27 protein-coding genes and 1 pseudogene are annotated in these 24,910 nt (G+C 68.6%); 12 read left to right on the top strand and 16 right to left on the bottom strand.

Going from position 1 to position 24,910, the window contains the following annotated elements; all coding sequences use genetic code 11:
- Positions 1-15 precede the first annotated feature (15 nt).
- On the bottom strand, positions 16-1,272 hold the full coding sequence (locus ACIQNU_RS17785; RefSeq protein WP_401366900.1) for an amidohydrolase family protein: 1,257 nt from the start codon (positions 1,270-1,272) through the stop codon (positions 16-18).
- Positions 1,273-1,353: 81 nt separating this feature from the next.
- Here ACIQNU_RS17785 and ACIQNU_RS17790 point away from each other — a divergent pair, with 81 nt between their 5' ends.
- Positions 1,354-1,800 carry a MarR family winged helix-turn-helix transcriptional regulator gene (locus ACIQNU_RS17790; RefSeq protein ID WP_401367118.1) on the top strand — a complete coding sequence of 149 codons (447 nt, stop codon included), beginning with the start codon at positions 1,354-1,356 and terminating at the stop codon, positions 1,798-1,800.
- A gap of 136 nt (positions 1,801-1,936) precedes the next feature.
- On the opposite strand, the gene ACIQNU_RS17795 is transcribed toward ACIQNU_RS17790, so the two are convergent.
- Both ACIQNU_RS17795 and ACIQNU_RS17800 read right to left on the bottom strand, forming a co-directional pair.
- Positions 1,937-2,500 carry a hypothetical protein gene (locus tag ACIQNU_RS17795; protein WP_401366902.1) on the bottom strand — a complete coding sequence of 188 codons (564 nt, stop codon included), beginning with the start codon at positions 2,498-2,500 and terminating at the stop codon, positions 1,937-1,939.
- A gap of 98 nt (positions 2,501-2,598) precedes the next feature.
- Positions 2,599-3,477, bottom strand: a complete 879-nt coding sequence (locus ACIQNU_RS17800) for a sigma-70 family RNA polymerase sigma factor (protein ID WP_401366904.1) — start codon at positions 3,475-3,477, stop codon at positions 2,599-2,601.
- Positions 3,478-3,560: 83 nt separating this feature from the next.
- Between ACIQNU_RS17800 and ACIQNU_RS17805 the strand changes: the two genes are divergently transcribed.
- From ACIQNU_RS17805 to ACIQNU_RS17825, 5 genes are all read left to right on the top strand, one after another.
- A complete protein-coding gene (locus tag ACIQNU_RS17805) occupies positions 3,561-4,010 on the top strand; it encodes a carboxymuconolactone decarboxylase family protein (RefSeq protein ID WP_401366906.1) in 450 nt (149 codons plus the stop codon).
- A 210-nt stretch (positions 4,011-4,220) separates the two neighbouring features.
- A complete protein-coding gene (locus ACIQNU_RS17810) occupies positions 4,221-5,210 on the top strand; it encodes a phosphotransferase family protein (RefSeq protein ID WP_401366908.1) in 990 nt (329 codons plus the stop codon).
- A 436-nt stretch (positions 5,211-5,646) separates the two neighbouring features.
- Positions 5,647-5,850, top strand: coding sequence for an RlpA-like double-psi beta-barrel domain-containing protein (locus ACIQNU_RS17815; RefSeq protein WP_326613926.1), 204 nt, complete (start codon positions 5,647-5,649; stop codon positions 5,848-5,850).
- A gap of 14 nt (positions 5,851-5,864) precedes the next feature.
- The gene (locus tag ACIQNU_RS17820; protein WP_401366909.1) at positions 5,865-6,482 is read left to right on the top strand and encodes a cell wall protein; all 618 of its coding nucleotides are present in this window, start codon (positions 5,865-5,867) and stop codon (positions 6,480-6,482) included.
- Positions 6,483-6,514: 32 nt separating this feature from the next.
- Positions 6,515-7,417 (top strand): MauE/DoxX family redox-associated membrane protein, encoded by a 903-nt coding sequence (locus ACIQNU_RS17825; RefSeq protein ID WP_401366910.1) that lies wholly within the window; start codon positions 6,515-6,517, stop codon positions 7,415-7,417.
- A 110-nt stretch (positions 7,418-7,527) separates the two neighbouring features.
- Here ACIQNU_RS17825 and ACIQNU_RS17830 read toward each other — a convergent pair whose 3' ends face one another.
- The 4 genes from ACIQNU_RS17830 to ACIQNU_RS17845 form a co-directional block, all read right to left on the bottom strand.
- Complete coding sequence (locus ACIQNU_RS17830) at positions 7,528-8,739, bottom strand: ATP-binding protein (RefSeq protein WP_401366912.1); 1,212 nt, start codon at positions 8,737-8,739, stop codon at positions 7,528-7,530.
- A 292-nt stretch (positions 8,740-9,031) separates the two neighbouring features.
- On the bottom strand, positions 9,032-9,730 hold the full coding sequence (locus tag ACIQNU_RS17835; protein ID WP_401366914.1) for a hypothetical protein: 699 nt from the start codon (positions 9,728-9,730) through the stop codon (positions 9,032-9,034).
- 89 nt (positions 9,731-9,819) lie between these two features.
- The gene (locus ACIQNU_RS17840; protein WP_401366916.1) at positions 9,820-11,028 is read right to left on the bottom strand and encodes a sensor histidine kinase; all 1,209 of its coding nucleotides are present in this window, start codon (positions 11,026-11,028) and stop codon (positions 9,820-9,822) included.
- Between the two features lie 351 nt (positions 11,029-11,379).
- Positions 11,380-12,675, bottom strand: a complete 1,296-nt coding sequence (locus tag ACIQNU_RS17845) for an MFS transporter (protein WP_401366918.1) — start codon at positions 12,673-12,675, stop codon at positions 11,380-11,382.
- 98 nt (positions 12,676-12,773) lie between these two features.
- On the opposite strand from ACIQNU_RS17845, the gene ACIQNU_RS17850 reads away from it, so the two are divergent.
- Positions 12,774-13,226 (top strand): winged helix-turn-helix transcriptional regulator, encoded by a 453-nt coding sequence (locus ACIQNU_RS17850; RefSeq protein ID WP_401366920.1) that lies wholly within the window; start codon positions 12,774-12,776, stop codon positions 13,224-13,226.
- A 184-nt stretch (positions 13,227-13,410) separates the two neighbouring features.
- Here ACIQNU_RS17850 and ACIQNU_RS17855 read toward each other — a convergent pair whose 3' ends face one another.
- Together ACIQNU_RS17855 and ACIQNU_RS17860 are read right to left on the bottom strand one after the other, a co-directional pair.
- Positions 13,411-14,505 carry an endonuclease/exonuclease/phosphatase family protein gene (locus tag ACIQNU_RS17855; protein WP_401366922.1) on the bottom strand — a complete coding sequence of 365 codons (1,095 nt, stop codon included), beginning with the start codon at positions 14,503-14,505 and terminating at the stop codon, positions 13,411-13,413.
- Between the two features lie 164 nt (positions 14,506-14,669).
- The gene (locus ACIQNU_RS17860) at positions 14,670-15,065 is read right to left on the bottom strand and encodes a GNAT family N-acetyltransferase (RefSeq protein WP_401366924.1); all 396 of its coding nucleotides are present in this window, start codon (positions 15,063-15,065) and stop codon (positions 14,670-14,672) included.
- A gap of 238 nt (positions 15,066-15,303) precedes the next feature.
- On the opposite strand from ACIQNU_RS17860, the gene ACIQNU_RS17865 reads away from it, so the two are divergent.
- Together ACIQNU_RS17865 and ACIQNU_RS17870 are read left to right on the top strand one after the other, a co-directional pair.
- Complete coding sequence (locus ACIQNU_RS17865) at positions 15,304-16,050, top strand: response regulator transcription factor (protein WP_401366925.1); 747 nt, start codon at positions 15,304-15,306, stop codon at positions 16,048-16,050.
- A 10-nt stretch (positions 16,051-16,060) separates the two neighbouring features.
- A complete protein-coding gene (locus tag ACIQNU_RS17870) occupies positions 16,061-17,182 on the top strand; it encodes a sensor histidine kinase (protein ID WP_401367121.1) in 1,122 nt (373 codons plus the stop codon).
- 47 nt (positions 17,183-17,229) lie between these two features.
- Here the strand turns inward: ACIQNU_RS17870 and ACIQNU_RS17875 are convergent, their stop codons facing one another.
- A complete protein-coding gene (locus ACIQNU_RS17875) occupies positions 17,230-18,186 on the bottom strand; it encodes a poly-gamma-glutamate hydrolase family protein (RefSeq protein ID WP_401366927.1) in 957 nt (318 codons plus the stop codon).
- A 126-nt stretch (positions 18,187-18,312) separates the two neighbouring features.
- On the opposite strand from ACIQNU_RS17875, the gene ACIQNU_RS17880 reads away from it, so the two are divergent.
- Positions 18,313-18,909: a hypothetical protein gene (locus tag ACIQNU_RS17880; protein ID WP_401366928.1), complete on the top strand. Its 597-nt coding sequence runs from the start codon at positions 18,313-18,315 to the stop codon at positions 18,907-18,909.
- 49 nt (positions 18,910-18,958) lie between these two features.
- Here the strand turns inward: ACIQNU_RS17880 and ACIQNU_RS17885 are convergent, their stop codons facing one another.
- The 5 genes and pseudogenes from ACIQNU_RS17885 to ACIQNU_RS17905 all read right to left on the bottom strand — a co-directional run bounded on the left by ACIQNU_RS17885 (position 18,959) and on the right by ACIQNU_RS17905 (position 22,625).
- On the bottom strand, positions 18,959-19,279 hold the full coding sequence (locus tag ACIQNU_RS17885; RefSeq protein ID WP_401366929.1) for a hypothetical protein: 321 nt from the start codon (positions 19,277-19,279) through the stop codon (positions 18,959-18,961).
- 63 nt (positions 19,280-19,342) lie between these two features.
- Positions 19,343-19,709: pseudogene (locus tag ACIQNU_RS17890) on the bottom strand (transposase); the annotation flags it as partial.
- 245 nt (positions 19,710-19,954) lie between these two features.
- Complete coding sequence (locus tag ACIQNU_RS17895) at positions 19,955-20,143, bottom strand: hypothetical protein (protein WP_401366930.1); 189 nt, start codon at positions 20,141-20,143, stop codon at positions 19,955-19,957.
- A gap of 325 nt (positions 20,144-20,468) precedes the next feature.
- On the bottom strand, positions 20,469-21,869 hold the full coding sequence (locus ACIQNU_RS17900) for an FAD-dependent oxidoreductase (protein ID WP_401366932.1): 1,401 nt from the start codon (positions 21,867-21,869) through the stop codon (positions 20,469-20,471).
- Positions 21,870-22,046: 177 nt separating this feature from the next.
- Positions 22,047-22,625: a TetR/AcrR family transcriptional regulator gene (locus ACIQNU_RS17905; protein WP_401366934.1), complete on the bottom strand. Its 579-nt coding sequence runs from the start codon at positions 22,623-22,625 to the stop codon at positions 22,047-22,049.
- 85 nt (positions 22,626-22,710) lie between these two features.
- Here ACIQNU_RS17905 and ACIQNU_RS17910 point away from each other — a divergent pair, with 85 nt between their 5' ends.
- Entirely contained in the window at positions 22,711-23,592 is an 882-nt protein-coding gene (locus ACIQNU_RS17910; RefSeq protein WP_401366935.1) for an SDR family oxidoreductase, read from the top strand.
- A 17-nt stretch (positions 23,593-23,609) separates the two neighbouring features.
- Here ACIQNU_RS17910 and ACIQNU_RS17915 read toward each other — a convergent pair whose 3' ends face one another.
- Positions 23,610-24,176, bottom strand: coding sequence for a hypothetical protein (locus ACIQNU_RS17915; RefSeq protein WP_401366937.1), 567 nt, complete (start codon positions 24,174-24,176; stop codon positions 23,610-23,612).
- Positions 24,177-24,269: 93 nt separating this feature from the next.
- On the opposite strand from ACIQNU_RS17915, the gene ACIQNU_RS17920 reads away from it, so the two are divergent.
- On the top strand, positions 24,270-24,887 hold the full coding sequence (locus ACIQNU_RS17920) for a TetR/AcrR family transcriptional regulator (RefSeq protein WP_401366939.1): 618 nt from the start codon (positions 24,270-24,272) through the stop codon (positions 24,885-24,887).
- Positions 24,888-24,910: the final 23 nt, after the last annotated feature.

Consider the following 24,910-nt stretch of genomic DNA (forward strand, 5'->3'; position numbering starts at 1 on the left):
GGCATGGACCGGAGGTCAGAGCAGCCGGCCACCCCGGAGTGTCCACACCCGGTGGGCCGGACTGATGAGGTGTGTCAGGTCCGCACAGGGGTCGGCGCTCAGCAACAACGCATCGGCGACGGCCCCCGGCCTGATCGTCCCCGCATGCGCCCCCTGACCGATCTTCTCGGCCACATACCGGGTGCCGGCGGCCAGGACGGCGGGCAGCGGTAGGCCCGCCTTGGCCAGTAGTTGCAGTTCACGGAGGAGGGCGATCGGTGCGGACGGCATCAGGATGGCGATGTCGCTCCCGGCGGCGATCTTCACACCGGCCTCGTGCATCAGCCCCAGCGTGCGCATCGCGTAGTCGAGTCGGATGCGGGACTCCTGGGCGGGGTGGCGCGGGAAAGGGCGCCCGTACCAGGCACTGTTGGCGATCCGCGGGATGTCCGCAGCGGTGAGGATGCCGTCCTTGGCAAGTTCGTCGAGGTAACTCGCGTCGCCGTTGCGTCCGATCTGTTCCCAGGTGACAAGAGTGGGGCAGTAGTAGGTGTTCGATTCGACCAGCAATGCGGCGATGTCGACGGCTTCTTGTGTGCTGCCGGTGTCCTGGGGCAGGAAGGCATGCTCGATGCCGTCCGCGCCGGCCGCGACCGCCTCCTCGACGTCGCGGCTCCGATGGACGTGAACGAGGACCTTCTTGCCCTTCTCGTGCCCCGCCGCCACGATGGCCCGCAGGGCGTCGAACGACAGCTTGTCGGGTGCGCCCGGTTCGCCGTCGTACACACATTTGATGAAGTCGACTTGATCGGCCAGTGCCAGAGCCTGTTGGTGGGCGTGGCCGGGATCATCGACCTGGAAGGCGATCGCGGCGCGCTCGGTGTCGTCGAGGACAGGCCAGCCCTTGACTCCGGTGAACAGGCGCCCGGCGAAGAACAGCGTGGCGGCCGGGTCGGAGGCCGTCTGCCGGTAGCCACGGATCTCCAGTGCCACATCCAGCGAGCCGCCCAGATCTACGACGCTGGTGATCCCGGCGGCCAGGTAGTCGGAGAGCAGCCGTGACATGCGCTGGACGCGTTCGTTCTCGGGGACGGCCCGGGTGTGGGCCCCGGCCAGATGGGTGTGGCCCTCCCACAGTCCCGGAACTAAGTATCCGCCCAGTCCATCGATGGACGGCCCCTCGCCGGTCGTCGGCCGGATGGCGGTGAATCTCCCCTCGGACACGACGACCTCCATGTCGGAAAGGGGGGCGCCGCCGGTGCCGTCGACGACAGTCACGTTCCGAATGATCATGTGTGTCTCCGTGGGGGGCAGGCTAAATGCATAGGTACCTATGCATCCATAATACATAGGTACCTATATGATGTGCGCGTGATGCTTCCAACTTCCAGTTCGCCGCCCGCTTCGCTGGTCAACACCGCCGCCCGCGTGCTGGCGCGGCTCAACGACCGCCGTCTGCGACCGCTCGGGCTGAGCTTCGGACAGATGCCGGTGCTGGCCGCACTGGCAACGGGAGGCCCGCTCCCTCAGAAGGAGCTGGTCCGACTGGCCCGGATCGAACAGCCGTCCATGGCGCAACTGCTGTCCCGCATGGAGCGCGACGGACTGGTCGAACGCGCACCCGATCCCGACGACCGTCGCGTGAGCCTGATCTCCTTGACCGATGAGGGCATGGCGAAGCTGCCTCAGGCCCACTCGGCACTCCTGGACACCAACAACCGGGCACTCGACGGCTTCAGCGCCCAGGAAATCGAGACCTTGCAAAGTCTGCTGCGCAGATTCCTCGCGAATCTCGACAAGGAACTCGCCGATCAGCAATGACGCACCGGCAGCGGTCGAGCGCGGACACCATCGCGATTCGGAATGGCCGACCTGCTCAAGCCCCGGTCGGCGAACGCCACGATCACGGGCACCGCCATCCGCCCGCGTCATCGGAATGACGTCAGGGTTGATGCCCTCAGCCGCGACGTCGAGGGCGTCCCAGCAGGCCCGACTGTTCCTGCTTGAGCCGGTCGAAGTTCTCGCGGACGTACCGGCGCATCTCCGTCATGGGGAAGGGCTGCGGAGGCTGTTCGAGGGTGAGGTCCCCCTGCTCCCACCTGGTCACGGTGATCTCGTGCCAGGAGGCATGCGCGTACACCTCCAGCAGGATCGGCGGCATACGCGGCTCCGACAGGAGGTCTGCCTTGTTGACCAGGATGTCCCGCATGGCCCGGTGGTTGGGCAGAAAGGTCCCGGTGACCCACAACCGCCACTCCGCCAACTCCTCCTCGGTCAAAGGCAGCTCGTCCGGACCGTGTTGCAGAGGCGAGCGGCCGTCGGGGCGGGGATGCCGTTCCGAGAAGGTCCCGTACACCCGGCTGTTGATCTCGGTCAGCGCGAGCAGCGGACCGTAGAACTCGCTGAGCTGGCGGCTCACCCGTGCCAGCCGCTCCTGGCGCTGTGTCAGCCGCAGACTGTTCAGGTACGTCACGAGATACCCGGCAAAGGCCAGCCCGACGGTGATGATCGCTGCATTCATGGCCGCACGCTAACTGTGTGTCTTGTCAGATGTGTGGGGGACGGGATAGCCCCGGTACACGAACTCCATGTCCGCGGGCGCCCCGGCGGATCCCAGACTCACGCCGGATCCGGCAGGTCCATCAGCGCGAGCTTGGCCGGGTCGATCATGATCGTGATGTCGGTGATCCGGCCGTCGGCGACAGTGAACGCGACGACCGACAGTGGGGTGCCGTCCTCGCGCCAGGAAATGATCCCGGGCAGGCCGTTGACGAGTACCGCCCGCCCCACTGCGGCTGCGCCGGCGGACAGACGCGCGCCGGCCGCGACCTTGGTGGCGCCGAGGGTGACGACCACGCCGGTCGGGGTGTCGACGGTCAGTCTCACCTCGGGGTCGAGCACCCGCAGCAACTCTTCGAAGTCGCCGTGGCGAGCCGCTGCCAGGAAGGCCCGGACCACCTCTCGCTGCTCCGGTCCGGCACCGGTCGGCCGCTCCCTCGCCTGCACCTTCCTGCGGGCGCGGCTGGCGAGCATCTTGGTGGCGGCGGTGGACTTGCCGAGGATCCGGCCGATCTCGGCGAACGGCACCGCGAACAGGTCGTGCAGTACGAACGCCACCCGCTCGCTCGGCCCGAGCGACTCCAGGACGACGAGCAGCGCAAGCCCGACCGAGTCGGCGCGCACCACGTCGTCCTCGGGAACGGGACTGTCGTCGAGCGTCACCACGAGTTCGGACATGCGGTCGCCGTAGGACGCCTCCGGGCGGGCCTGGCGCGATCGCAGGACATCGAGGCTGATCCGGCCGACCACCGTGGTCAGCCAGCCGGCGAGGTTGCGGATGGACGGTCCGTCCTGGCGGGAGAGGCGCAGCCACGCCTCCTGGACCACGTCCTCGGCGTCGGCGTGCGATCCGAGCATGCGGTACGCGACCGCGCGCAGCCGGGCTCGCTGGGCCTCGAACGCCTCGGCCATCGGGTCCGCCGGGCTGGTGTCGGACATGTTGTTACCTTCCTCGGCTCTGCTCCGTCGTGGGTGATGACGGGCCCGAAGGGGCTCAGGTAACCGATGAAGGAGCGACACCGATGGAAGCACGTATGAACGGCCCGGCGAACCCCGACGTGATCACCGCGATCCAGTACCTCTACAAGGCGATTCACTCCGCGGGCGTCGACAAGCACCTGCTGTCGCTGATCCATCTGCGCACCAGCCAGATCAACGGTTGCAGCCCGTGCGTCTTCGCCTCGATCGAGTCGGCGCGGAAGGCAGGGGAGGCGGACGAGCGGCTGCACAACGTGGTCGCATGGCGCGAGACACCCTTTTACACCGAGGAGGAGCGGGTGGCCCTCGCCCTGACCGAGGCCGCCACCCGACTCCAGGACGGCGCACCGGGCGTGACCGACGAGATCTGGGAGGCCGCCGCCGACCACTTCAGCGAGGAGCAACTTGGCGCGATCATCCTGGAAATCGCGATGACCAACTTCTTCAACCGGATCAACCGCACGACCCGGGAGCAGGCCGGCAAGACCTGGTGAGCCGGACGGCGACACGACCGGACGGAGACACGAATGGTTCCGCACCCGCACCCGCACCGCCTTTCGAAGGGCGGGCCTGATACGGCTGGGTTGATCCGTCGCCCCATGTCACCGACCACATCTTCGACACCGAACACGACCTCGCCCGCCTCCCAAGTCCGTTCTCCCGTAAGGTGCGTGGGTTGTCGTGGCGGAGAGGTGGTTCGGAGCGTGGCACCTAAGGCAGTGGCGTGGGAGTGGTTGGCGAGTGCGGCGCGGGTCGCGCTGGGCGGCGGGCGGCGGCTGGAGGGGGTCGAGCGGGTCGCGGGCGGGAGTAAGAAGGGTGTGTACCGCCTGGTGATGGACGACGGGACGACGGCGATCGCCTATCTGTGGGACGACGCCGAGAACTACTGGCCGGCGGCCGAGGGCGACGACGACCTCACCGACCCGTTCTCGCCCGGCCTCGGGCTCGATCTGTTCCAGGCCGCGCACGCCCGGTTGGACGCGCTCGGCGTCCGCGTTCCGGCGCTCCGTCTTGTGGACCGGGACGGCGCCCACTGCCCGGCCGACCTTGCGATCGTCGAGGACCTGACGGGGGAGAGCCTGGAGGAGTTGCTCGCGCGGGACCCCGGCGCGGCTGCTCCGGTCATGGCCCGGCTCGCGGAGTCGCTGGAGGCGATGCGGGGGCACCGGGCACCGGCGTACGGCAAGGTGGCCGTGGTGGACGGAGGGGGAACGTCGCGCGGTGCGTCGTGCGAAGGGGTGGTTCTCGACCGTGCGCTGCGGGACCTCGCCGAGGCGGCCTCGCGCGATGCGCGGATCGCGGGCGCCCGTGACCGGCTGGAGGAGCGGCTGCTGCACCTGGCGGCGGCGGTTCGACCGCGCACGGAGTACGCGGTCGTGCACGGCGAACTGGGGCCCGACCATGTGCTGGTGGACGCGGACGGGAACCCCGTGGCGATCGACATCGAGGGGCTGATGTACTTCGACGTCGAGTGGGAGCACGTGTTTCTGCGGATCCGCCTGCACGACGCCTACCGGCCGCTGGAGGTGGACGGGCTGGACGAGGACCGGCTCGCGCTCTACCTGCTCGCACAGCGACTCTCGCTGACGGCGGGTCCGCTGCGGCTCCTCGACGGCGACTTCCCCGACCGGGCGTTCATGGCGGGCATCGCCGAGTACAACCTGAAGCAGGCGTTGGAGTTGGTTCACGTCTGAATTCCCAAGGTGCCTCGACTCGTTCGCGGAACATCTGCCAGCCGTGCCGCCCATGCCGGAGGTCTGAACCATTGAATGAGTGGAGGGCTTGACGGACGCTGGGGTGCCCTCTAGCCAACGCGCGTAGACGTCAGCATCATGGAGTTGCTTCGAGCGCACGACCTTCGCTCTATGTTTGTCATGGACGCGTCAGTTCTGAACTGAGGGAGGCGGCACGATGGCTTGTGGATCGACCAGCCTGTGGGCTGGTGAGACGAGTTGGTTCTGTTGCGGATCCGCGTGGGGTCCGTGCGGCAGCGCCGGTGGCGGTGCCTGCGGAAACTGCCGGTCGAGCGCCAATCACGGCGCCTGGCCCAACGCGTCGCAGGCATGCTGGGACATCACCCGGCCCGACCTGTGCGGTGAGAGCATCCCGAGACGCGGCTGCGGTGCCGTGATGAACGTCAGGCACCAGTGTTCCGGCGCGACGGTGTGCATCACGATCACCGACTGCGGGCCCCGTACCAAGGAGTGGTGCGGCGAGGCGGCCTGCTGCAACGGCGCGTGCCGCACCAACCGTGTCCTGGATCTGACGCCGGCCGCGTTCTCGGCCATCGGCAACCTCAGCTCCGGCAAGCTGCCCGTCTACATCTACGAGTGAGGAGGCACACGGACATGACTTCTCGTCAGGAAGGCCACCGCGGCCTGGGCCGCCGTCGCTTCCTCACCACCGCCGCCCTCAGCGGCGCCACGATCGTCGGCGCGACCGCGCTCGGCGGAATCGACGCCGACGCCGCGTTCGCGGCCGAGCCGTCACTCGACCCCGCGATCGCGAAGTCGTCCTTCGTGGAGGGCCGGATCACGGGTATCACCGGCAGCGTCCTGGAGGTCGCCGGCTCCTACGGTGACCACGCGCGCGTCCAGATGACCAATGCCACCAGTGTGTGGAAGGTGCGCGCCACCACCGCCGAGGTGATCGAGATCGGTGACGGGCTCTACGCCCGCGGTGTGCCGATGCCCGACGGCACCGTCGCCGCCGACGCGGTGTGGGTGAACATCGTGAACCTCGACACCCAGATCCGCGGCATCGCGAAGAACCGGCTCCACCTCGCCCACGGCCGGCACGAAGTCGTCGGCAACGTCATCTCGAACACCACGAACGCCTCGTACGCGGGCCGCGCGCTCACGTCCGACCTGTCCCAGTTGCGTATCGGGCAGAGCGCCCAGGTCCTCGGGGCCTGGCGGCCGTCCGACAACTCCGTGGACGTCGTCCGTATCTCGGTCGGGCACTGACAGCGGGAGACGAGGAGGAGGTGGACGCGGACATGCTCACACTCACAACGGGCCTCGCACCGCTGGTCCTTGCCGCTCTGCTGGGCTGGACCGGCGCGGTCAAGCTGCTCAGCCGCGGCACCGTGCTCCAGGCACCGAAGACGGCGCTGGCCCGCATGCTGAGCAGCAGTGAGCGGGCGGTGCTGGTGCTGCGCGGGGTGGGCGCCGGTGAACTGCTCGTCGCCGCGGGGCTGGTGGCCGTACCGGCGAGCCCGCTGCCGGGAGCGGCAGCCGCTGTTCTCGGCGCGGGATTTCTCGGCTATCTCGGCTACGGGCGGGCGCTCGCACCGGAGTCCTCGTGCGGCTGCTCGGCGAACGAGGACACGCCGATCACCTGGCGCGCTTTCGCACGGGCCGGGGTGGTGCCGGTGGGCGGTGTGACAGCGGCCGTGGCGCACACCGGCTGGTGGCCGGTGGTCTCCGATCGGCCCGCCGGGTCGCTCGGATTCCTGGCCGCCGCCGCGGTCGTACTCATCGCTCTCTCGGCCGATCTCGACCGGTGGTGGCTGCTGCCGCTGCGCCGGGCGAGGCTGCGTGTCTTCGGGCATCCGCTCTTCGGTACCGGTTCGGGCGAGCGGGTGTCTGTCGCGGCGAGTGTCGAACTGCTGGAGAACTCCCTTGCCTGGCAGGCCGCTTCACCGGTGGTCCGGTCTGCTCTGCTGGACCATTGGGAGCAGGACGGCTGGCGCATTCTCCTGTTCTCGGGTGTGTACGGGACAGAGGCGAGCGCCCGGCCGGTCTCCGTGGTGTTCGCCCTGGACGCCACATCCAGCCGCGACACCCCCGGCGACCCGGCCGTCCGCGTCAGTTTCCTCGACGCAGACAGTGGGGAGCCGGTGGGGGCGGAGCTGTTGAGCGCGGCGCCGTCGCGCAGGATGCTGCCGCTGGTGGGCTGATACGGCTGACACGGCTGACACGGCCTTCGGCCCGAGGGGGCGAGGGTCCGGGGGCGTGACGTACGCTCCCGGACCCGTCCCCTGTACGGCGAGGGCCGTGTCGCAGGGTCTCACTCCTCCCGGCATGTTGTCCGGACCATACGGCCGATGACGACGGCGGCCTCTTGCGGGTGGCGCGCCAGCCATGTGCCGAGGTGTTCCCGTACGGCCTGCTCGACGCAGTCGCGCACGGCGGCGCCACCCAACTCGCCGTGGGTGGAGCCCAGGTATTGGGGGTGATCCAGCTTCACCGACACGACCGCCGTCAGGCCCTCGCCGATCCGGTCGGCGGTGAGATCGGGCTCCGCCGCCGTGAGCAGCCTGTGCTGTCGCGCGTGTGCGTTGACCGCAGCGGCCATCCCGTCGCGGAACCCCTCCGCGTGCACGCCGCCCTCGGGGGTGGGCACGCTGTTGGCGAAGGTCCGCACGTGCTCCTCGTGGGAGTCGGACCAGCTCAGGGCCACATCCACCGTTCCCGCCATCCGCGTGTCCTCCTGCTCGAACACGATGACATCCGGGGGAACGTGCGCCCCGGCCTCCGCATCGAGCAAGGCGACGAAGTCCCCTGGTCCGCCGGGGAACCGGAACCGTACCAACCGGGGCCCGCCAAGGGGCTGTTCGTCGGTCAGCGAGATGCTCAGGCCCCGGTTGAGCAGGGCCACATCCCTGAAGCGCTTCGCCAGCACGGCGAACGAGCACCGTGTCGTCTCGAAGATGTCGGCGTCGGGCCAGAAGGCGATGGTGGTACCGGTGTCGGAACCGGTCTCAGCGCCGGTCACCGGTCCTGCGGTGGTCGGCGGGGCGACCGCGACACCTCTCGCGTACTCCTGGACCCAGCGTATTTGCTCGCGCCGCACCTCGGCCGTCAGGCGGCTCGACAGAGCGTTGGTGACACAGGCTCCCATGCCGAAGGCGGTCATGGTCACGGTGTCGCGGCGTGAGGTCCCGGTGCCGGCCCCGAATCCGGCTCCGGCCCCTGAGTGCATGCGGGTCAGCGAGGCTTCGAGCCCGACACCGTGGGTGTCCCCGGCCGCCGCGACCGGGACACCCGGACCGTCGTCCGTGACACGGACGCCGCCGTCGCGCGTGAGGGTGACGTCGACGCAGCCACCGCCGACGGCCAGGACCTCGTTCACCGCCCGGCCGACGACCTCGAACACGAGCTGATGCAGGCCGCGTATGCCGGTCGAGCCGACATACATCCCCGGCCGCTTCCGAATGGCCTCCGTCCCTTCCCACACCTCGATGTGAACCGCGTCGTAGCTGATGGCTCGGTCACCCACGGAGTCCCCTCCCACACCGTCCGGCAGAACTCCTCCACCCTACGTGGATTCCCGAATAACACCAGGTCAGACTAGGTTTCCTGAGGGTGTGAGCCGGTGCGTGGGGGCCCGTCAGGAGGCGGTCGGACCGGGAGCCGCGGACAGCGGTCACAGCGCGTCCGGCACCCCGCGGAGGCCGCGGACGGCCCTGATCCGGGCCGCCCCGACATCCGTAGTTTCCTTAGTTTCCTTTGTTCCCTGGTTGGCGATCAGGTCGAGCCGCCCGCCTGGGAGTCGACTTGGAGTGTGTGTGTCACTGGCCGTCCCGACGGCGGAACCACCCCCGCTTGGTGGTCGGCGCGTCCGTCGTCGGAGAAGCCGGGAACGCCGGCGGGGGCGTCGGGCCGGCGAACGGCGGGAGGACCTTGAAGCGCTCGTCGAAGGTCACGGTCGGTGTGATCCGTCGGAGCGTCGCGCGGACGAGTGTGAGCGGGTGGTCGGGGAACTGGGGGTCCCACCCCTCGTGATCACCCACGTGGTAGGGGAGCCCTCCTTGAAGGCCGGTCGCGTAGGGGTGCGGGCGGAAGTAGTCGGCCGGGCCCACCTGCGCCAAGACCGTCGCCTCGCGGAAACCGGTCGTCGCGCCCTCCCCGGCCTGGACCTTGAGTACGGTGCTGCAACCGGCCTTCGGCACGGTCCAGGATCCGAGGAACACCTGACCGGGACCGCCCGGCCGAGGGACCTTGATCAGCTGTCGGACCGCCGGAACCCTGTCCACGGCACCGAACTCCGCCTCGATCAGACCGCCACCGACTCCGGCCGTGTTCTGCGCCAGTCCGAAGAGGAGCCGCTCCGGCTCGTCCAGGCGGGCAGGCAGGTCGGGTACAAGGGGAAAGAAGTGGACCGACACCACGAGTCCACGTGCGTCCGTCCACACGCCTTGCTCGCGCTCCGTGAAACCCGTCAGGTCCATGCCAGTGAGCGGGGTGCCGGTCCCAGATATGGAAGTCATGGAGATCATCATGGCGGGCGGGGAGCGCGATGTCCCAGCCGCCGATGCCACGTTGGTGCTTCGCGGCCCCCGGGACTTGCAGACGCAACTCAGTTCGAACCCTGAGGTGGTGGTGGGCCGGGTGGAGCGGTGGGTGATCCGGGGATCCTGACGACCGCTTCCGTGCCTGCGTCTTCGGCGGGCTGCAAGGTCACGGTCCCGCCCGACCGGTGCACGGTCTGCGCGACGATCGCGAGGCCGAGGCCGCTTCCGGGCAGGCTGCGGGCCGCGGGAGAGCGCCAGAAGCGGTCGAAGACGTGCGGCAGTTCGTCGGGCGCGACCCCCGGCCCCTGGTCGCGCACGCTGAGCCGGCCGCCGGCGAGTCTCAGGCTCACGGTTCCCCCGGCAGGCGAGAACTTCACGGCATTGTCGAGCAGGTTCACCACCGCACGCTCCAGTGCCGCGGGGTCGGACATCACGTACCAGGGGTCCAGCTCGCAGGCGAAGTGCAGTTCCGTGCCGCGGCGCTTGGCGCGTTCAAGGGCCCGCTCGGCCACCTCGTGCAGGCCGACAGGCTGGAAGGAAAGGCTCCCGGGGACACCATCGGGGCGGGAGAGTTCCTGAAGATCCTTGATGAGACCGGCCAGCTCCCCGATCTGCGCTCCGATGGACGCCAGAAGATCGCCACGGGCGGACGGTGGCAACTGACGGCCGCTCTTCTCGCTCCGGATGAGGAGTTCGATGTTGGTACGCAGCGATGTCAGCGGGGTGCGCAGCTCGTGACCCGCGTCGGCGATCAGCTGTTGCTGTCGGTCCCTGGAGGAGGCGAGGGCCTGGGTCATGGTGTTGAAGGATCTGGAGAGCCGAGCGATCTCGTCATCCCCGTCAGCAGGGATACGTACCGAAAGGTCCTCAGTCCTCGCTATGTGCTCGACGGTGCTGGTGAGGCGCTCGACAGGGCGGAGACCGGCACGAGCAATTCCGAGTCCGGCCGTCGCCGCACCGATGACTCCGAGGCCCGCAACGCCGAGGAGGAGCAAGGCGAGGCTGTTCAGAGGGTCACTCACACCGCTCAAGGGCTGCGCGATGGAAACGGCGTAGGGCCCACTCAGTCCGGGTGGAAGGTCGGTGCGCGAGGTGGCGACGCGCATCGCCTGCCCGTCCTCGGACTTGGCGTCGTGCAGTGTGTCCTCCTGTATGCCGCGGGCCACGTCGATGTCATGGTCCGCGACCTCGATAGGTGTGCTGCCGGGGGCCGCGCAGACGGTGCCGTCGGCGGTGACGACCTGAACCGTGTAGGGGGTCGGTGTGTCGTCCACTTGATCCGGTCGAGGCCGTTCGATCCCGCACATGCGCAGGAGTTCTTGTACGTACCCGGGCGAAGCCTGCACGCTCCGCAGATTTGAATCGAGCTGCTGCATCAGTTGCTGACGCGTAACGAGCCAGGCGGCCACAGCGGCAACGCTGACAGCGACAGCCACAGCGACCGCGGCGAGCAGTCCGAGCCTGGCCCTCAGAGTCAACCGACCGAGTTGAGTCTTCAACGGTTCCCGTCCCCGTACACAGTGACCATGGAGGCTGCTCCTGTGCTGTTGAGTTCTCGCCCGGCGCTCACGCCGGAAGTGTCCAACGTCAAGATGAGAGCCGGGTGAAGGCACCGGCCACCAAGCTCACGCTGCCTTGCGGTCGGCTGTGTTGGTGTTGGTGTTGGTGTTGGCGTCGGCGTTGGTGTCCGGGGTGGTGTGTCGTGTGAGTGCCCACAGTGCGAGCGCGAGGGAGCTGAACGCTGCGCCCAGTGCGCACACGGCGCCCCAGCCGGCCACTGTGTAGAGGGAGGTCGCGGCGATGGCGCCGGTGGCGCTGCCTATCGAGTAGAAGACCATGTATCCGCCGATCAGCCGACTGCCCGCCTCCGGGTGCAGCGCGTAGATCAACGGCTGGTTGGTGACATGGACCGCCTGCACGGCGAGGTCGAGAAGGATCACTCCGACGACCAGGGCCCACAGCGAGCTGCGGGTGAAGGCCAAGGGCAGCCAGGAGGCGGCGAGCAGGGCGAGGGCGGTTCCGGTGGTCTGCCGGGAGATTCCGCGGTCGTTGAGGCGGCCCGCCACGGTCGCGGCCAGGGCCCCGACGGCACCGATCAGCCCCAGCGCGCCGATCGCGCTGTGGGACATGGAGTACGGGGCTTCGCTGAGCGGCAGCGCGACGCTGCTCCACAGGGTGCTGAAGGCGGCGAACGTCAGCAGGGCGAACAGGGCCCGGAGGCGCAGCAGTCGTTCCCGTGCGAACAGGGTGATGGTGGAGCGCAGGAGTTGTCCGTACCGCAGGGGCGACGGGGCGGCGTCGCCGTGGCGCGGGAGCACTCGGTACAGGACCAGGGCGAGCAGAGCGGTGAGCGCGGCCGAGGCGAAGTACACGGAGCGCCATCCGGCGAGGTCGGCCATGAGGCCGGAAGCGGTGCGGGCGAGCAGGATTCCGATGACCACGCCGCTGGTCACGAGGCCGACGACCCGGCCGCGTTCGGCGGGAGGGGCCAGAGAGGCCGCGAAGGCCACCAGCGTCTGGGTGACGACCGCGAGGAGCCCTGTCGCGGCCATGCCCGCGAGCAGGATGGCCGCCGTGGGGGCGGCGGCCACCACGGCCAGTGCCGCCACCAGGAGAAGCAGTTGGGCCACGATGAGCCGTCTGCGGTCGGCCATGTCACCCAGCGGCACGAGGAAGAAGAGCCCCAGCCCGTATCCGACGTGCGTGAGAGTGACCACGCTGCCGACAAGCGCCGGGCTCATGGCGAGGTCGTGGCCGATGGTCACCAGGAGTGGCTGGGAGAAGTAGACGTTGGCCACCGCGGTCCCGCAGGCGACGGCGAAGAGTATGACGACGCCACGGGACATGACGAACGCGGAACTTTCGCCGTTTCGCGCCTCGGCCTGTCGTGTCACAGCCTCACCGCTGCCGGACATCGGCATCACTCCTTAGATCTGGTTTCATCTTGCTACCAATGATGCTCATTGACGGTAACCTTGTTTGGTAGCATGTTGCAACCGTCGTGAAAGTGAGGGACGCCATGGTCACCAGGACGCGCTTCGACGACAGCGAATGCCCCGTCGCCCGGTCGGTGGACGCGATCGGTGACTGGTGGTCGCTGCTGATCGTGCGGGACGCCTTCGACGGAAGCCGGCGCTTCGGGGAGTTCCAACGCAGCCTGGGCGTGGCGAAGAACATCCTCACCGCGCGTCTGCGCACGCTCGTCGCTGGTGGCGTCCTCGAATCCGTCCCCGCATCGGACGGCAGCGCCTACCGCGAGTACGTACTGACCCCGAAGGGCAAGGCCCTCTTCCCCGTCATCGTGGCACTGCGGCAATGGGGCGAAGAGAACTTCTTCGCCCCCGGTGAGCCGCACTCGGAGCTGGTCGACCGCGGGCAGGGGGACCGCCTTCGCACACTGGAGGTGCTGTCTGCGGACGGGCGGCGGCTGGACCCCGACGACACCGTCGTCCACAAGGTCTCCGCCCAGTGATGCCGACCGGAGGCGTCCCGGCGTCCGCATCCCCTCGTGTCCCGGAGATGACGGAGAACTCCGCCCACGGCGCTGTCGCCCGCCCGACGGACACGCACCACCACGTCACTGCACGTCACCCTGCTCGCCGGCAGCTCGTAGCCGACGGCGAGCAGGGTGAAGTACTACGAGCCGTTGCGTGGTGTCACCAGCTGATTCCGGCCGCCACCGGACGGTGGTCGCTGCCGGTGGTCGGCAGCACCCAGGAGCTGTCCGGCTCCACGCCCCTGACCAGGATCTGGTCGATCCGCACCACCGGGAACTTCGCCGGCCAGCTGAAGCCGAAGCCACTCCCGGCCACGTCCTGGGCCGACCGCATCCGCGAGGTGATGTCGGCGAACGCGCGGTCGTCCATGGTGCCGTTCAGGTCACCCAGCAGCACCACCCGCTCGTTCCGCTCGGCGGCGATCGCCCTGCCGAGCGCCTGCGCGCCTCCGTCGCGCGAGTCCGTCCAGAAGCCCGTCCTGGGATTCACCCGTGCGGACCCCAGGTGGGCCACATACACCGCCAGCGGACCCTGGTCCGTGGCCACCGTGGTGCGCAGCGCCCGGTTGTAGGCCATTTTGATGTCGACCGGCTTGGTGTCGGCCAGCAGCCCGTAGTCCATCTCGATGTCGACCGGCCGGGTGTCCGACAGTGGCAGCTTGCTCCACAGCCCGACCGTGCCCTGCACCGTGTGGTACGGGTATGCCTCGGCCAGCGCTTTCTCGTACAGCGGCTTCGCCTGCGGGGTGATTTCCTCCAGGGCCAGCACGTGCGCGCCGGACGCGGCCAGGTCGCGGGCGGTGCCGGCCGGGTCGGGGTTGTCGGCGCCGACGTTGTGGCCGACCACCACGAGGTCGCTGCCCGGGTGGGACTTGTCACTGAGCAGCCCGCCGAAGAGGTTCAGCCACACCAGGACCGGCAGCAGCAGCGCGGCGACCGCTGAGGCGGACCGGCGCCACAGCGCCCCGGCAAGCAGCACCGGGATGAACAGGCCGAACCACGGCAGGACGGTCTCCACCAGGCTGCCGAGGTTCCCGATCCGGTTCGGGATCCGCGCGTGCAGCAGCATGAACAGGCCCAGCAGCAGCGCCAGCGCCGCGAGCACCGGGCCGCGCTTCCAGGGCCCTGGCCGGGAGGCGATGCGGATCGCCCGGCGGATGCGCGCGCGCCTGTCACCTGGGCGCCGGGTTCCTGGGCCGTTGTCCCGGAGTCCGGCGCCGCCCTGCTGGGTCTCCGGCGTGTCCACCTGCGTCATCGTCTGTACCGCCTCTTCTCGTTGACTGCCGGTCACTGCTGCATCCTCGGTGGATCAAGAAGAGCCGGCCGCTCTGCGTGATCGGAGACTCCGGCACCGGCAAGCCCTTCGGCGGCTGGACCAAGGTCTTCACCGACATGTCCCCAGGGCCGGGAGGCCCAAGGTCACAAGGCAATCAGCCCTGCCGCCGTCTCTCTGAAGCCGCAGGCATCGAAGTAGAACGATCGCAAGTGCTCTTCGAAGTCGACATGCAGCCACTCACACCCTGCGGCACGGCATTCCTCTGCGGCAGCCTTGACCAGCGCGGCTCCCACCCCGTTCGAACGATTGCGCTGAGTTACGACCGTGTCCAGGACGAACGCGTGGACGCCGCCGTCCCAGGCGACGTTGACGAAGCCGACCAAACGATCACCCTCCCAGGCGCAGACCCAGCCGAGGCTGTGACGTCGAAGCCTTGTACGCCAGTCCGTCTGTCCGACCGGATGACCGAACCCTTCGGCATGCAGTTTGTTGAGAGCCGAGTTGTCGACGTCGCCCCGCCACTCATACGTGATCGTCATGATCCGAACCTAGCGACCACCCGGAGTCGGATTGCAGGGAGTGGTGCGCAGTTCGTAGCGCCAGGTTTCGTTCCGGGCGGTCGAGGCCCGTGGCAAGGAGCGCGTGAGTCCGGCGGGTCGTGGTTCGTGCTGTGGGTGGGCTTTGAGCCATGCCGCCAGTCAAGGCGGTGCGGTGTTGCCGGCACGTATGTGGTTTTCGATACGCCGACGATATGTGTCGACTCGTAGCATCGACAGCATGCGTGTGTTGATCGTCGAGGACGAACCGTATCTGGCAGAGGCCATCCGCGACGGCCTGCGCCTGGAGGCGATCGCGGCCGACATCGCAGGTGACGGCGGTACCGCACTGGAACTGCTGCGTATCAACACGTACGACATCGCCGTCCTCGACCGGGACATTCCCGGACCGTCCGGTGACGAGATCGCCAAACGGATCGTCGCCTCCGGCAGCGGCATGCCGATCCTCATGCTCACCGCGGCCGACCGTCTCGACGACAAGGCCTCCGGGTTCGAACTCGGCGCCGACGACTACCTCACCAAACCCTTCGAACTCCGAGAACTCGCGCTCAGGCTCAGAGCGCTCGACCGCAGACGTGCCTACAACAGGCCGCCCGTGCGGGAGATCGCAGGTCTGCGGCTCGACCCGTTCCGCAGAGAGGTCTACCGGGACGGCCGCTACGTGGCGCTGACCAGGAAGCAGTTCGCCGTACTCGAAGTCCTCGTCGCCGCCGATGGCGGTGTCGTGGGAGCCGAAGAACTCCTGGCACGCGCGTGGGACGAGAACGCCGACCCGTTCACCAACGCCGTACGCATCACCGTCTCGGCACTGCGCAAGCGCCTCGGCGAACCCTGGATGATCGCCACGGTGCCAGGCGTCGGCTACCGCATCGACACGCAACCGGAGACGGGACGCAGTCCAGAGGCCGGAGACAGCCCAGAGGCCGGCGACAGTCCCGCCGGGGGCAAGGGAGGCGAGCGTGGATAGGGCACCCGGGTTGAGCGTCCGCCTCAAACTCGCCCTCAGTTACACCGGATTCCTCATGGTCGCCGGCGTCATGCTGCTCGCGGCGGTGTGGGTGTTTCTCCTGCGATACGTCCCCGAACGCGCGCTCATCGTCCCCGGCTCCACGGATACCCCCATTCATGATCTGTTCCCCGTCCGGTCCAACCTCCTGCACGTTTTCGCCCCGAGGGCAGCGGCGGTACTGGCATTCCTGCTGCTGTTCGGCCTCGTGGGAGGGTGGCTCCTCGCCGGTCGGATGCTCGCCCCGCTGACCCGCATCACCGGCGCCACGCGCATGGCCACGAACGGATCGCTCTCCCACCGAATCCGGCTACCGGGCCGCAATGATGAGTTCCGCGAACTCGCCGACGCCTTCGACACGATGCTCGCGCGGCTCGAAGCACACGTCGCCGAACAGCAGAGATTCGCAGCCAACGCCTCTCACGAGTTGCGTACCCCACTGGCGACATCGAAGGCGCTTCTCGACGTGGCCCGCACCGATCCGGACCACGACGCCGGTGAAGTCATCGACCGCCTCCATGCGGTCAACACCCGAGCGATCAACCTCACTGAAGCACTGCTCGTGCTCAGCCGCGCCAATCAGAGGTCCTTCACCCGAGAACCTGTCGACCTGTCCCTGCTGGTGGAAGACGCCACCGAAACACTCCTCCCGCTCGCGGACAAACGCGGCGTCACTATCGAGACCTCCGGCGACATCACCCCCACGATCGGATCGCAAGCGCTCCTGCTGCAACTGACCACCAACCTCGTGCACAACGCGATCGTCCACAACCTGCCTGATCAGGGCACCGTGTGGATCAATACGAGCGTCCTCCCCAAGACTGTGATGCTCACGGTCGAGAACACCGGCCAAGAACTCACCCCCGAACTGGCCTCGACACTCACCGAACCATTCCAGCGCGGCACCGAACGCGTACACGCCGACCATCCAGGCGTCGGCCTCGGCCTGGCAATCGTCAAGACCATCACCCACGCACACGACGGAACACTCACCCTCACCCCGCGCTCTGCCGGCGGAATACGTGTCACCGTGGAACTACCCGCGACGGCCCCGTACGTCCCGCCACCGGCCACAAACAAAGCCTGTTGCTGACAGGCAGGAACGGCCGGAGCCGTTCCCACATGATCGGCCGGACAGTCCTAAGAGGTGATGATGCCGCGTTCGTAGTCGTCGACCGCCTGGCGTACGGCGCTGACGAAGCCGTTCCAGAAGTAGCTCTCGTTACGGGTGCCCACGCCCGCCGTGTTCCTGCGGTTCGCGGCACTGGTGATGTCGCCGAACATCCCGTCCCGCAGGGCGCGGGAGATTTCCAGTTGGGCGCCGAATCCCGTGCGGGTGCGGTTGACGATGTTGTCGGCGTCGTCGCCGTCGAGCCGGTCACCGGGGCGGGCCATCACCACCTCTACCGCGCGGGCGGGGTCGCTGCCGCCGGCGGCGTAGTACTTGGCGAAGGCGGCCCGCAGGTTCTTCTTCAACTGCAACGGATTGTCGGGTCTGCCCGGGACAGGATTGTTGAGGTCGGGATTGTTCGGGTCCTCGGGTGCGCCCCCGATGATGATCTTCCGGGCCGCGTCGCCGTCATCGAACCCGTGCAGGGAGACGGCGTACATGCTGCCGCCGCAGATATGGAGCGCAGCCGGGTCGTCGCAGAGGGTGGACGTGACATGGAGATTCCTGGAGTCGGCCACCCCCTCGAACATCCAGTAGTCCCGCTGCGGCACACCCGGAAGCGGAGCGGGAGGGGTGGCTCCCGGTCCGGTGAGCGTGTAGCCGGCTATGGCCAGGCACAGTTCGCTGGTGCCGTCTTCGATACCGCCGCCGTGCGGCGCGATGATCGCCGTGCTGCGGATGGGTTCGCTGGTGGAGCTGGAATTTTCGATCAGCTCGAACGGCGTACGGCGGAAACGGCGCGCCCAGTGCTTGCCTTGCGTGTGGATCTTGCTGTTGAACAGGTTGGTGTAGGAGGTGTACGGCGGCTGTGGCTCGGCCGTGGCCGCCGCGGCGGTCTGACTCCGGCCTGACAGATCGGTCAACAGGGGCAGGCCGGCAACGGCCGCCACGGAGGTCAGGACGGTACGACGACTGGTGGGTTTCATCCGAAGATCATCTCTGAAAGCCCATCACCTGCCAAGGGAGATCGATTTCCTCACCGGTGCCGGGCTGGTGTCGGAGGGTGGTGGCACAGTGGGTCTCCGAGGCTGATCGACAGGAGGTGGGGGACGGTGGGTGACTTCTTCGAGCGCATCGTTGATGTCGAGGTGACCGGGGAGGAGGCCGGGCCGCTGGCGGAGCGGGTGGTCGACTGGATGGTCACAGAGGGTGTGATCACGCGTGAGCTGTCCAGAGACGGGGTGTACAGCCTGACCATGGACCAGGGCTATGTGCCAGGTCCCCACTGGGCACGGGCCGTTGCCGACTCATCTGACCCGGACTGGCTGCCGGGCCCGGTGGCCGTCATCGTCGGACGGGATTACCACGTCGGCGGTCAGGGAGCGGACGAAGCGGCGTACGCCGTCTGTCCGAGGTGCGAAACCAGGACCGTGATCATCGACTATCCGGAGGAGTTCGAGGCGGACGAGGACGCGTGGCGGCCGTTCAGGGACGGCATCGCCGCCTGGAAGGAAACGGGAGAGGGGAGTGCCCCCTGCTCCACCTGCGGAGCCTCGGTCCCGGTTACCGACTGGCAGTGGGAGTCCGGTTTCGCGGTGGGCGCCCTCGCCTTCGACTTCTGGGGCTGGCCCCCGCTCTCCGACGAGTTCTGCACGGCCTTCAGTCGGCAGTTGGGGCATCGCACCGCGCAGCACATGGGCAAGTTCTGAGCTTGTCGTTTGTCGTCTGGCCCCGGCGGAGGCTCGCGGCGAAGGACGTTCAGATCCAGTTGCCCCAGCCGAACGTGGCGATGTAGGCCCGGCGAACAGCGTCCCAGCCACGGCCGCTACCGACGTGGATCACCGCCAGTGCAAGAAGGAACCAGGCCGTGAACGCGCCAGCAACGATCAAGGTCCATCGAGGGCCGGAGAAACTGGCGACGACGATCAAGGCGATGACGGTCACACCCAAACCCAGATGGGCGGCGGGCAAGTCAGAACGCAAAGCCTCGCGCAGAGCGTGCCGTTCTGCCTGCATGTCCCGGGCGTACCGAGAACGAGCGGCGCTTTCGCTGTTCTTCTGCCCAGAGCTGTGCTCCATGGCTGCCCCCTGAAAATCTCCGACTGAAGCTGCAACCCGAGCAGCCTGTTGACAGCCATCATCGGCTGTTCGCCGGGGCTTCGTCCCCTTCTTGTGGTGTGCGGGTTGGCTGTAGGACTCGCCCCTGGCGAGAACCCGTCCGACGTCGTAGCGGGTGGCTCTCCGCCGGCTCTTCGAGCCGAGTGGGCGGCCGGGGCCGGGCCGGCTGGGTTTCGGTGCACGGCAAGGACGAGTCAGGTTCAGCGGTCGGCGGCCCGCGGGTCCCGCAGCTTGGGCCGGCTCCAGTCGAGGGTCTGCTTGAGCGTCGGAAGGTGTGCTCGGCGTCGAAGCGCCTCAGGAAGGACTGCCAACAGCGGTCGGTGTCCTGTGTGGTGGCACCGGTGCCGGACCACCACAGCCAGACGGGGGTGGAGCCGGTCCCACCTCTTGGGTAGGCGCCTGGCCCGGCAAAGTGCCACCTGTAGCCGGCCCAGGAAACTGGTGTCGTCCGAGGGCTGACTAACCCTGCTTCTCCGCACTCGCGTTGGCACCGCTATTCATCCGTGGCTGGGATGCCCTCCAGCGGCAGCCGGTCTCGGTAGTACTCCGACTCCAGCCACTCCTCCGCTACGACGAGTGGGCGGGAGAGGCACACGTCCCCGATCTGCTGTGACCGCATAAGTATCCCGAGGTCGGTCAAGGAAAGCGAGTTATCGGGGTGTACAGCAGGCAGTTCCCATGCTCGGCGGCGAAGTCGAGGAGGTACTGGTGCGCTTGCTTGAGATCGCGGCCTGCCAGCGCAAAGCCCCCAAGGAAGACCTGCGGGCCGGTGACCGCGTCCAGCGACACGCACACCAGCTTGCCCGCGTCGTAGAACGCCTTCACGCCGTCGGCGAAGTCTTCCTGCCCGTATGGGCCACCCACCTGTACCTGCGGCCAGACACCTGCAGTGCGTCGGCGACCTCGGCTGGGCTCATCTCGAACCGCAGGGGTCCTACACCGACTTCGGGCAGCAGTTCCCAGCGCTCCCGTGTCTCACCCGTTCCCACACCCACACCCGTTCGTCCGGCGAGCTTATAGCCGCGTCCATACCCGTGCCCCAGCGCCGCGTGTGCGGTCACACCCCCAAAATGCCAACTGAGCTGTTCAAGTACCAACTCAAGACGAGGGCCATGCGATCAGAGACACCCACTGACGGGAACCGGCAGCCTCACATCCGACCAGAACCAGCAGTTTGGGCGGGGATGAGTGCGTCCCACTGCTCGCGGGTCGGGCCGTCGTGTTGAGGCGCGAAGTCCGGGTGGGCGGTCAGCCAGGCGGTGACGTGTCGGTTCACTTCGTCGGTGCCGTAGGCGTCGTGGGCCGGGCGCAGGAGGTGGCGTACCTGGGCTCGGGCTCTCATGACGACGGGATCGTCGAAGGCGCTGGCCGCCAGAGCGGCTGCCCGCCGGTCTGTGGGTGGTGAGCTTTCGGCGAGGCGCTGCCCGTCGGCGCGGTCGGACCTCACCTGTGTGTCGAACCACGGGCGAAGGGTCTGCGCTGCCCAAGTGTGGTAGCCGGTGGGGTTCGTGGCGATCTGGTCGGCATGGGTGGCCAGGTGTTGGGCGGCGCGCAGGCCGAGGGCGACGCCATGGCCGAAGGTCGGGTTGGTGTGGATGAGGCTGTCCCCGGCATGGACCAGGCCGGTGACGACCGGTCCGTCGTCATCGGCGAGCGCGGTCCAGCGGTTGTCCAGCCCGGCCATCGCCAGGACCGGTGACTGTGGTTCGGGGCCCAGGTCGAGCCAGGCGGCGGTGGCTGGGAAGCGGCGGGCGGCGGCCTCGAACACGGCAGGGTCGGTGAGTGCGCCGCGAGTCGGATCACTCGTGGAGAGCACCAGGCTCACCGCGAAGGTGTCGTTGTCGGAAGGGAAGACACCGGCGAGGGCGAACGGTGCGGTCGAGCCGGTCTTCACCCGCCCGGGGTCACGCGGGCCTTCGGCCCTCACGCGGTACCAGCGGCACAGATAGGCGATCCCCGTGCGGTGGCTTTCGACCACGGGCGGGCGGCAGCCGGCCGCGATCAGCCAGGCGGGAACCGGCGAGCGGCGACCGGACGCATCGACGACGAGGTCGGCCTGGTGCCTTTCCGTGCCCACCTGAACGCCGGTGACCCGGGCAGGGCGGTGGCCCTCCCGCAGGGCGAGGGCGTGCACCCGGCAACCTTGCCGTACATCAACGCCGGGTTCCCGCCGCACGGCCGCGCTCAAGGCGGCCTCCAGCACGATGCGGCGCGTGCGCAGGGTCACCAAGTCCTCATCACCGGCCCGATGCGGCGGATGCTCACCGAACCAGTCGAAGTCGTGGTACTCCCGGGCTCCGCGCGCCAGCAGATCCCCGTACACATCAGGGGCCTCCGTACGCAACACGGTGCGGACGGGCGCGAGGAGGGAGTGGGGCTGGTTCGCCTGCGGCACTCGGGGCCTGGCCCACCGGAAGAAGTCCCGGTTCAAGTCCTCCCCGGCCTCACGCGCGTCCTGCTCGAACAACGTGACCGTGTGACCCCGCCGGCCAAGCATGAGCGCCGTCCCCAGCCCGCTGATACCCGCACCGATCACCGCAACCCGCGCCACTGAGCTACCCCTTCGCGTCGTGTTGCGGAACGAGCCTACTGCGCGGCGATCTTCGATCGGCAACCGGCGTTGCCCCGATGCGGATGCGGATGTGGATGCGGATGCGGACCTGCGCATACGTGTCCTTGACGGTCCGGAGGGACAACGCGTCGCCGCGCCAGGGCTTGGGGGATGGGGTCAGCCCAGGGATGCGCTCGCCGCTCGCAACTCGTCGAGGGCCGCGAGGGCGTATCCGGCGAGTCCGTCCTCGGTGCCGCGATCGCTCTCGGACCATTCGGCGAAGCCGCGTTTGAAGGCGAGGACGCCGAGTTCGCCTGCGAGGGCGGCGGTCGGGTCGGGTATGCCGCGGGCGATGAGGGCGGTGGTCATCGCGGCGGCGAGGCTGACGGTCTTGAGGGCGTCGCGTTCCTGGAGTTCGGTGCTGGCGGCGACGGCTGCTTTGAGACGGGGGGCGAGTTCGCGGTTCATGGGGCCCATTGCGCCGGCGGCGCGCTGGAGTCCGGCGGCGACGGCTTCGAGCGGGCTCGCGCTGTCCGGCGCCTCGGCGATTCCTTCGGTCAGCAGCCGGCTCAGCGTCTCCTGCCCGGCGACCAGCAGTTCGCGTTTGTCGGGGAAGTGCCGGAAGAAGGTGCTTTTCGTGACTCCGGCGCGCTCGGTGATCTGCGCGACTGTCGTGGCGTCGTAGCCCTGTTCGGTGAACAGGTCGACGGCGGCTATGACGAGGCGTTCGCGTGCACCTGGTTCCCATCGGCTCATGGGTCCACCTTATGTGATGGGACTCTTGTCCCGTCACCCTGTTAGAGTGACGGGACAAGAGTCCCATCACTTGTGGGAGGGTTCCATGCGTGTATTTGTCACCGGCGGCACCGGTCTGATCGGTTCCGCCGTCGTCGCCGAACTGGTCGGCAACGGCCACACCGTCCTCGCGCTCGCCCGTTCCGACGCGTCCGCACGGGCCGCCGAGGCGGCCGGCGCCGAGCCGCTCCGGGGAGCCCTCGCCGATCTGGACGTCCTTCGCGCGGGCGCCGCCCAGGCCGACGGGGTGATCCACCTGGCGTTCAGCAACGACTTCAGCAGCCCCGATGCCCTCGCAAAGTCGGTCGCCGAGGAGAGTGCCGCCCTCGCGGCCCTCGGCGAGGAACTCGTCGACAGCGACCGGCCCTTGGTCACCGTCTCGGGTACGCCCCATACGCCGGGCCGCGCCTCCACCGAGGCCGACCCGCCGCCGACCGACGGGCCCGTTGGCGGCCGTGGCCGCGCGGTCACGGCTGCGCTGGACCTGGCCGAGAAGGGGGTGCGCAGCACAGCCGTACGCCTGCCGCGCACGGTCCACAACCAGGGGACGGGTGGGTTCGCCGGAATGCTGACCGGCATCGCACGACAGTCCGGAGTGTCCGGCTACCCGGGAGACGGCACGCAGCGCTGGCCGGCCGTGCACGCGCTCGACGCCGCAGTCCTCTTCCGGCTCGCGCTGGAGCAGGCGCCGGCCGGTTCCTCCTGGCATGCCGTGGCCGACGAGGGGGACGAGGTGCGTGACATCGCGGCGGTCATCGGTCGGCGGCTGGGCCTGCCGGTCGAGCAGGTGCCGGCGGCGACCTACGGCCCTCTCGGCCCGATCTTCGAGGCCGACCAGCCCTCGTCCAGCGCCCGCACCCGGCAGACGCTCGGCTGGGAGCCCAAGCACCCCGGTCTTCTGGAGGATCTGGAGAAGATCCAGCCCTGACGGGTGACCGCTGCCCCTTACCTCCCGGCCGCGTTCGGCTCGCCGCAATGCGCGGACGCGCGCATGCGTGCTTCGGCGTCGCGAAGCAGTCCCGGAGCGAGTCGCCGGTGGACGGCGGACAGCGGGCGCCATATCGCGCGGCCTGGAGGGCGGCGGTAGTGGAGGAAGGTGCCCAGCGACAACTGCCCGCGGGGTGACCGGACGACAAGGGTGCAGTCCAGGAACCAGGACGTCGCCTCAAGCCGGATCCAGTCCTCACCACGACCGGCGATACGCCAGCCGGCCACGGTGTCCGGTGACCGTCCACCGCTGAGCCGCAGACCCAGCAGGCCGCGCCAGATGAACCGCTCGGCCGGGCTCGGGATGTCGCCGAACAGGGCACGGGCCCATCGCTCCGGCGTGGCGGTGGCCTCGGTTGGAAGGGCGAAGTGATCGGCGTAGTCGAGTCCCGGCAGAGCGCTCAGGGTGCGTAAGGGCCCGGGGATCCGATGCACTCCCACCGTGCCTGACACGGTGCCCGGCGAACGGGTGGTGCGGTCGGGCCCCCGGCGCACGGGTTCCGGCTTGCGGCTGTAGAAGGGCATGGTGTCCTCCGCCTGGTTGTACGGTGGCGTATAGGACGACGCTAGCTCAGTTATACGCAGCCGTATAGTGGCTGCGGGTGAGGTGGGAAACAGTTGGGTGCGCTACGAACCCCGCGGGAGCGATGGATCGAGGAGGGTCTTCGGGCGCTGGCCACAGCGGGCCCCGACGCCGTCCGTGTCGAGGTGCTCGCCAAGCGGCTCGGCGTCACGAAGGGTGGCTTCTACGGGTACTTCGCCGACCGGAACGCACTGCTGGCGGCCATGCTCGACACCTGGGAGCGCGAGAGCACCGAGGAAGTGATCGACCGTATCGAGGAGGAGGGCGGAGACCCGAAGTCCAAGATCCATCGTGCTGGCATGCTCACCTTCTCCGATGACCGACTGCTCCCCATCGACCTCGCGATCCGCGCCTGGGCCCGGCACGACGAGTCCGTCGCGGAACGCCTGCGCCGGGTCGACAACCGGCGGATGGCACTGCTGCGCGAGATGATCGGCACCTTCTGTTCCGACGCCGAGGAAGTCGAGGCCCGGAGCCTGCTCGCGTTCTGCGCGGCGATCGGCGCCCACTTCCTGGCGGCCGACCATGGTGAGTTCACCCGGACCCAGGTACTCGACCGCGCCGCCGACCTGCTCCTCGACCGCCCCCGTACCACGCAGGTCGGACAGGCCGGACAGGGCAGGGGCGCCGCATCCCCACCGGCCGACGTCTGACGCCTGCGGCTCCGTCGGCATCC

It is taken from the genome of Streptomyces sp. NPDC091292 (assembly GCF_044757265.1).
Taxonomy (GTDB): domain Bacteria; phylum Actinomycetota; class Actinomycetes; order Streptomycetales; family Streptomycetaceae; genus Streptomyces.

Bases quoted from the DNA above. Each gene is read 5' to 3' on its own strand.
- ACIQNU_RS17785 (WP_401366900.1), bottom strand. From the start codon at position 1,272: ATGATCATTCGGAACGTGACTGTCGTCGACGGCACCGGCGGCGCCCCC.
- ACIQNU_RS17790 (WP_401367118.1), top strand. From the start codon at position 1,354: ATGCTTCCAACTTCCAGTTCGCCGCCCGCTTCGCTGGTCAACACCGCC.
- ACIQNU_RS17795 (WP_401366902.1), bottom strand. From the start codon at position 2,500: ATGAATGCAGCGATCATCACCGTCGGGCTGGCCTTTGCCGGGTATCTC.
- ACIQNU_RS17800 (WP_401366904.1), bottom strand. From the start codon at position 3,477: ATGTCCGACACCAGCCCGGCGGACCCGATGGCCGAGGCGTTCGAGGCC.
- ACIQNU_RS17805 (WP_401366906.1), top strand. From the start codon at position 3,561: ATGGAAGCACGTATGAACGGCCCGGCGAACCCCGACGTGATCACCGCG.
- ACIQNU_RS17815 (WP_326613926.1), top strand. From the start codon at position 5,647: ATGAACGTCAGGCACCAGTGTTCCGGCGCGACGGTGTGCATCACGATC.
- ACIQNU_RS17820 (WP_401366909.1), top strand. From the start codon at position 5,865: ATGACTTCTCGTCAGGAAGGCCACCGCGGCCTGGGCCGCCGTCGCTTC.
- ACIQNU_RS17825 (WP_401366910.1), top strand. From the start codon at position 6,515: ATGCTCACACTCACAACGGGCCTCGCACCGCTGGTCCTTGCCGCTCTG.
- ACIQNU_RS17835 (WP_401366914.1), bottom strand. From the start codon at position 9,730: ATGACTTCCATATCTGGGACCGGCACCCCGCTCACTGGCATGGACCTG.
- ACIQNU_RS17845 (WP_401366918.1), bottom strand. From the start codon at position 12,675: ATGCCGATGTCCGGCAGCGGTGAGGCTGTGACACGACAGGCCGAGGCG.
- ACIQNU_RS17850 (WP_401366920.1), top strand. From the start codon at position 12,774: ATGGTCACCAGGACGCGCTTCGACGACAGCGAATGCCCCGTCGCCCGG.
- ACIQNU_RS17855 (WP_401366922.1), bottom strand. From the start codon at position 14,505: ATGACGCAGGTGGACACGCCGGAGACCCAGCAGGGCGGCGCCGGACTC.
- ACIQNU_RS17860 (WP_401366924.1), bottom strand. From the start codon at position 15,065: ATGACGATCACGTATGAGTGGCGGGGCGACGTCGACAACTCGGCTCTC.
- ACIQNU_RS17865 (WP_401366925.1), top strand. From the start codon at position 15,304: ATGCGTGTGTTGATCGTCGAGGACGAACCGTATCTGGCAGAGGCCATC.
- ACIQNU_RS17875 (WP_401366927.1), bottom strand. From the start codon at position 18,186: ATGAAACCCACCAGTCGTCGTACCGTCCTGACCTCCGTGGCGGCCGTT.
- ACIQNU_RS17885 (WP_401366929.1), bottom strand. From the start codon at position 19,279: ATGGAGCACAGCTCTGGGCAGAAGAACAGCGAAAGCGCCGCTCGTTCT.
- ACIQNU_RS17905 (WP_401366934.1), bottom strand. From the start codon at position 22,625: ATGAGCCGATGGGAACCAGGTGCACGCGAACGCCTCGTCATAGCCGCC.
- ACIQNU_RS17910 (WP_401366935.1), top strand. From the start codon at position 22,711: ATGCGTGTATTTGTCACCGGCGGCACCGGTCTGATCGGTTCCGCCGTC.
- ACIQNU_RS17915 (WP_401366937.1), bottom strand. From the start codon at position 24,176: ATGCCCTTCTACAGCCGCAAGCCGGAACCCGTGCGCCGGGGGCCCGAC.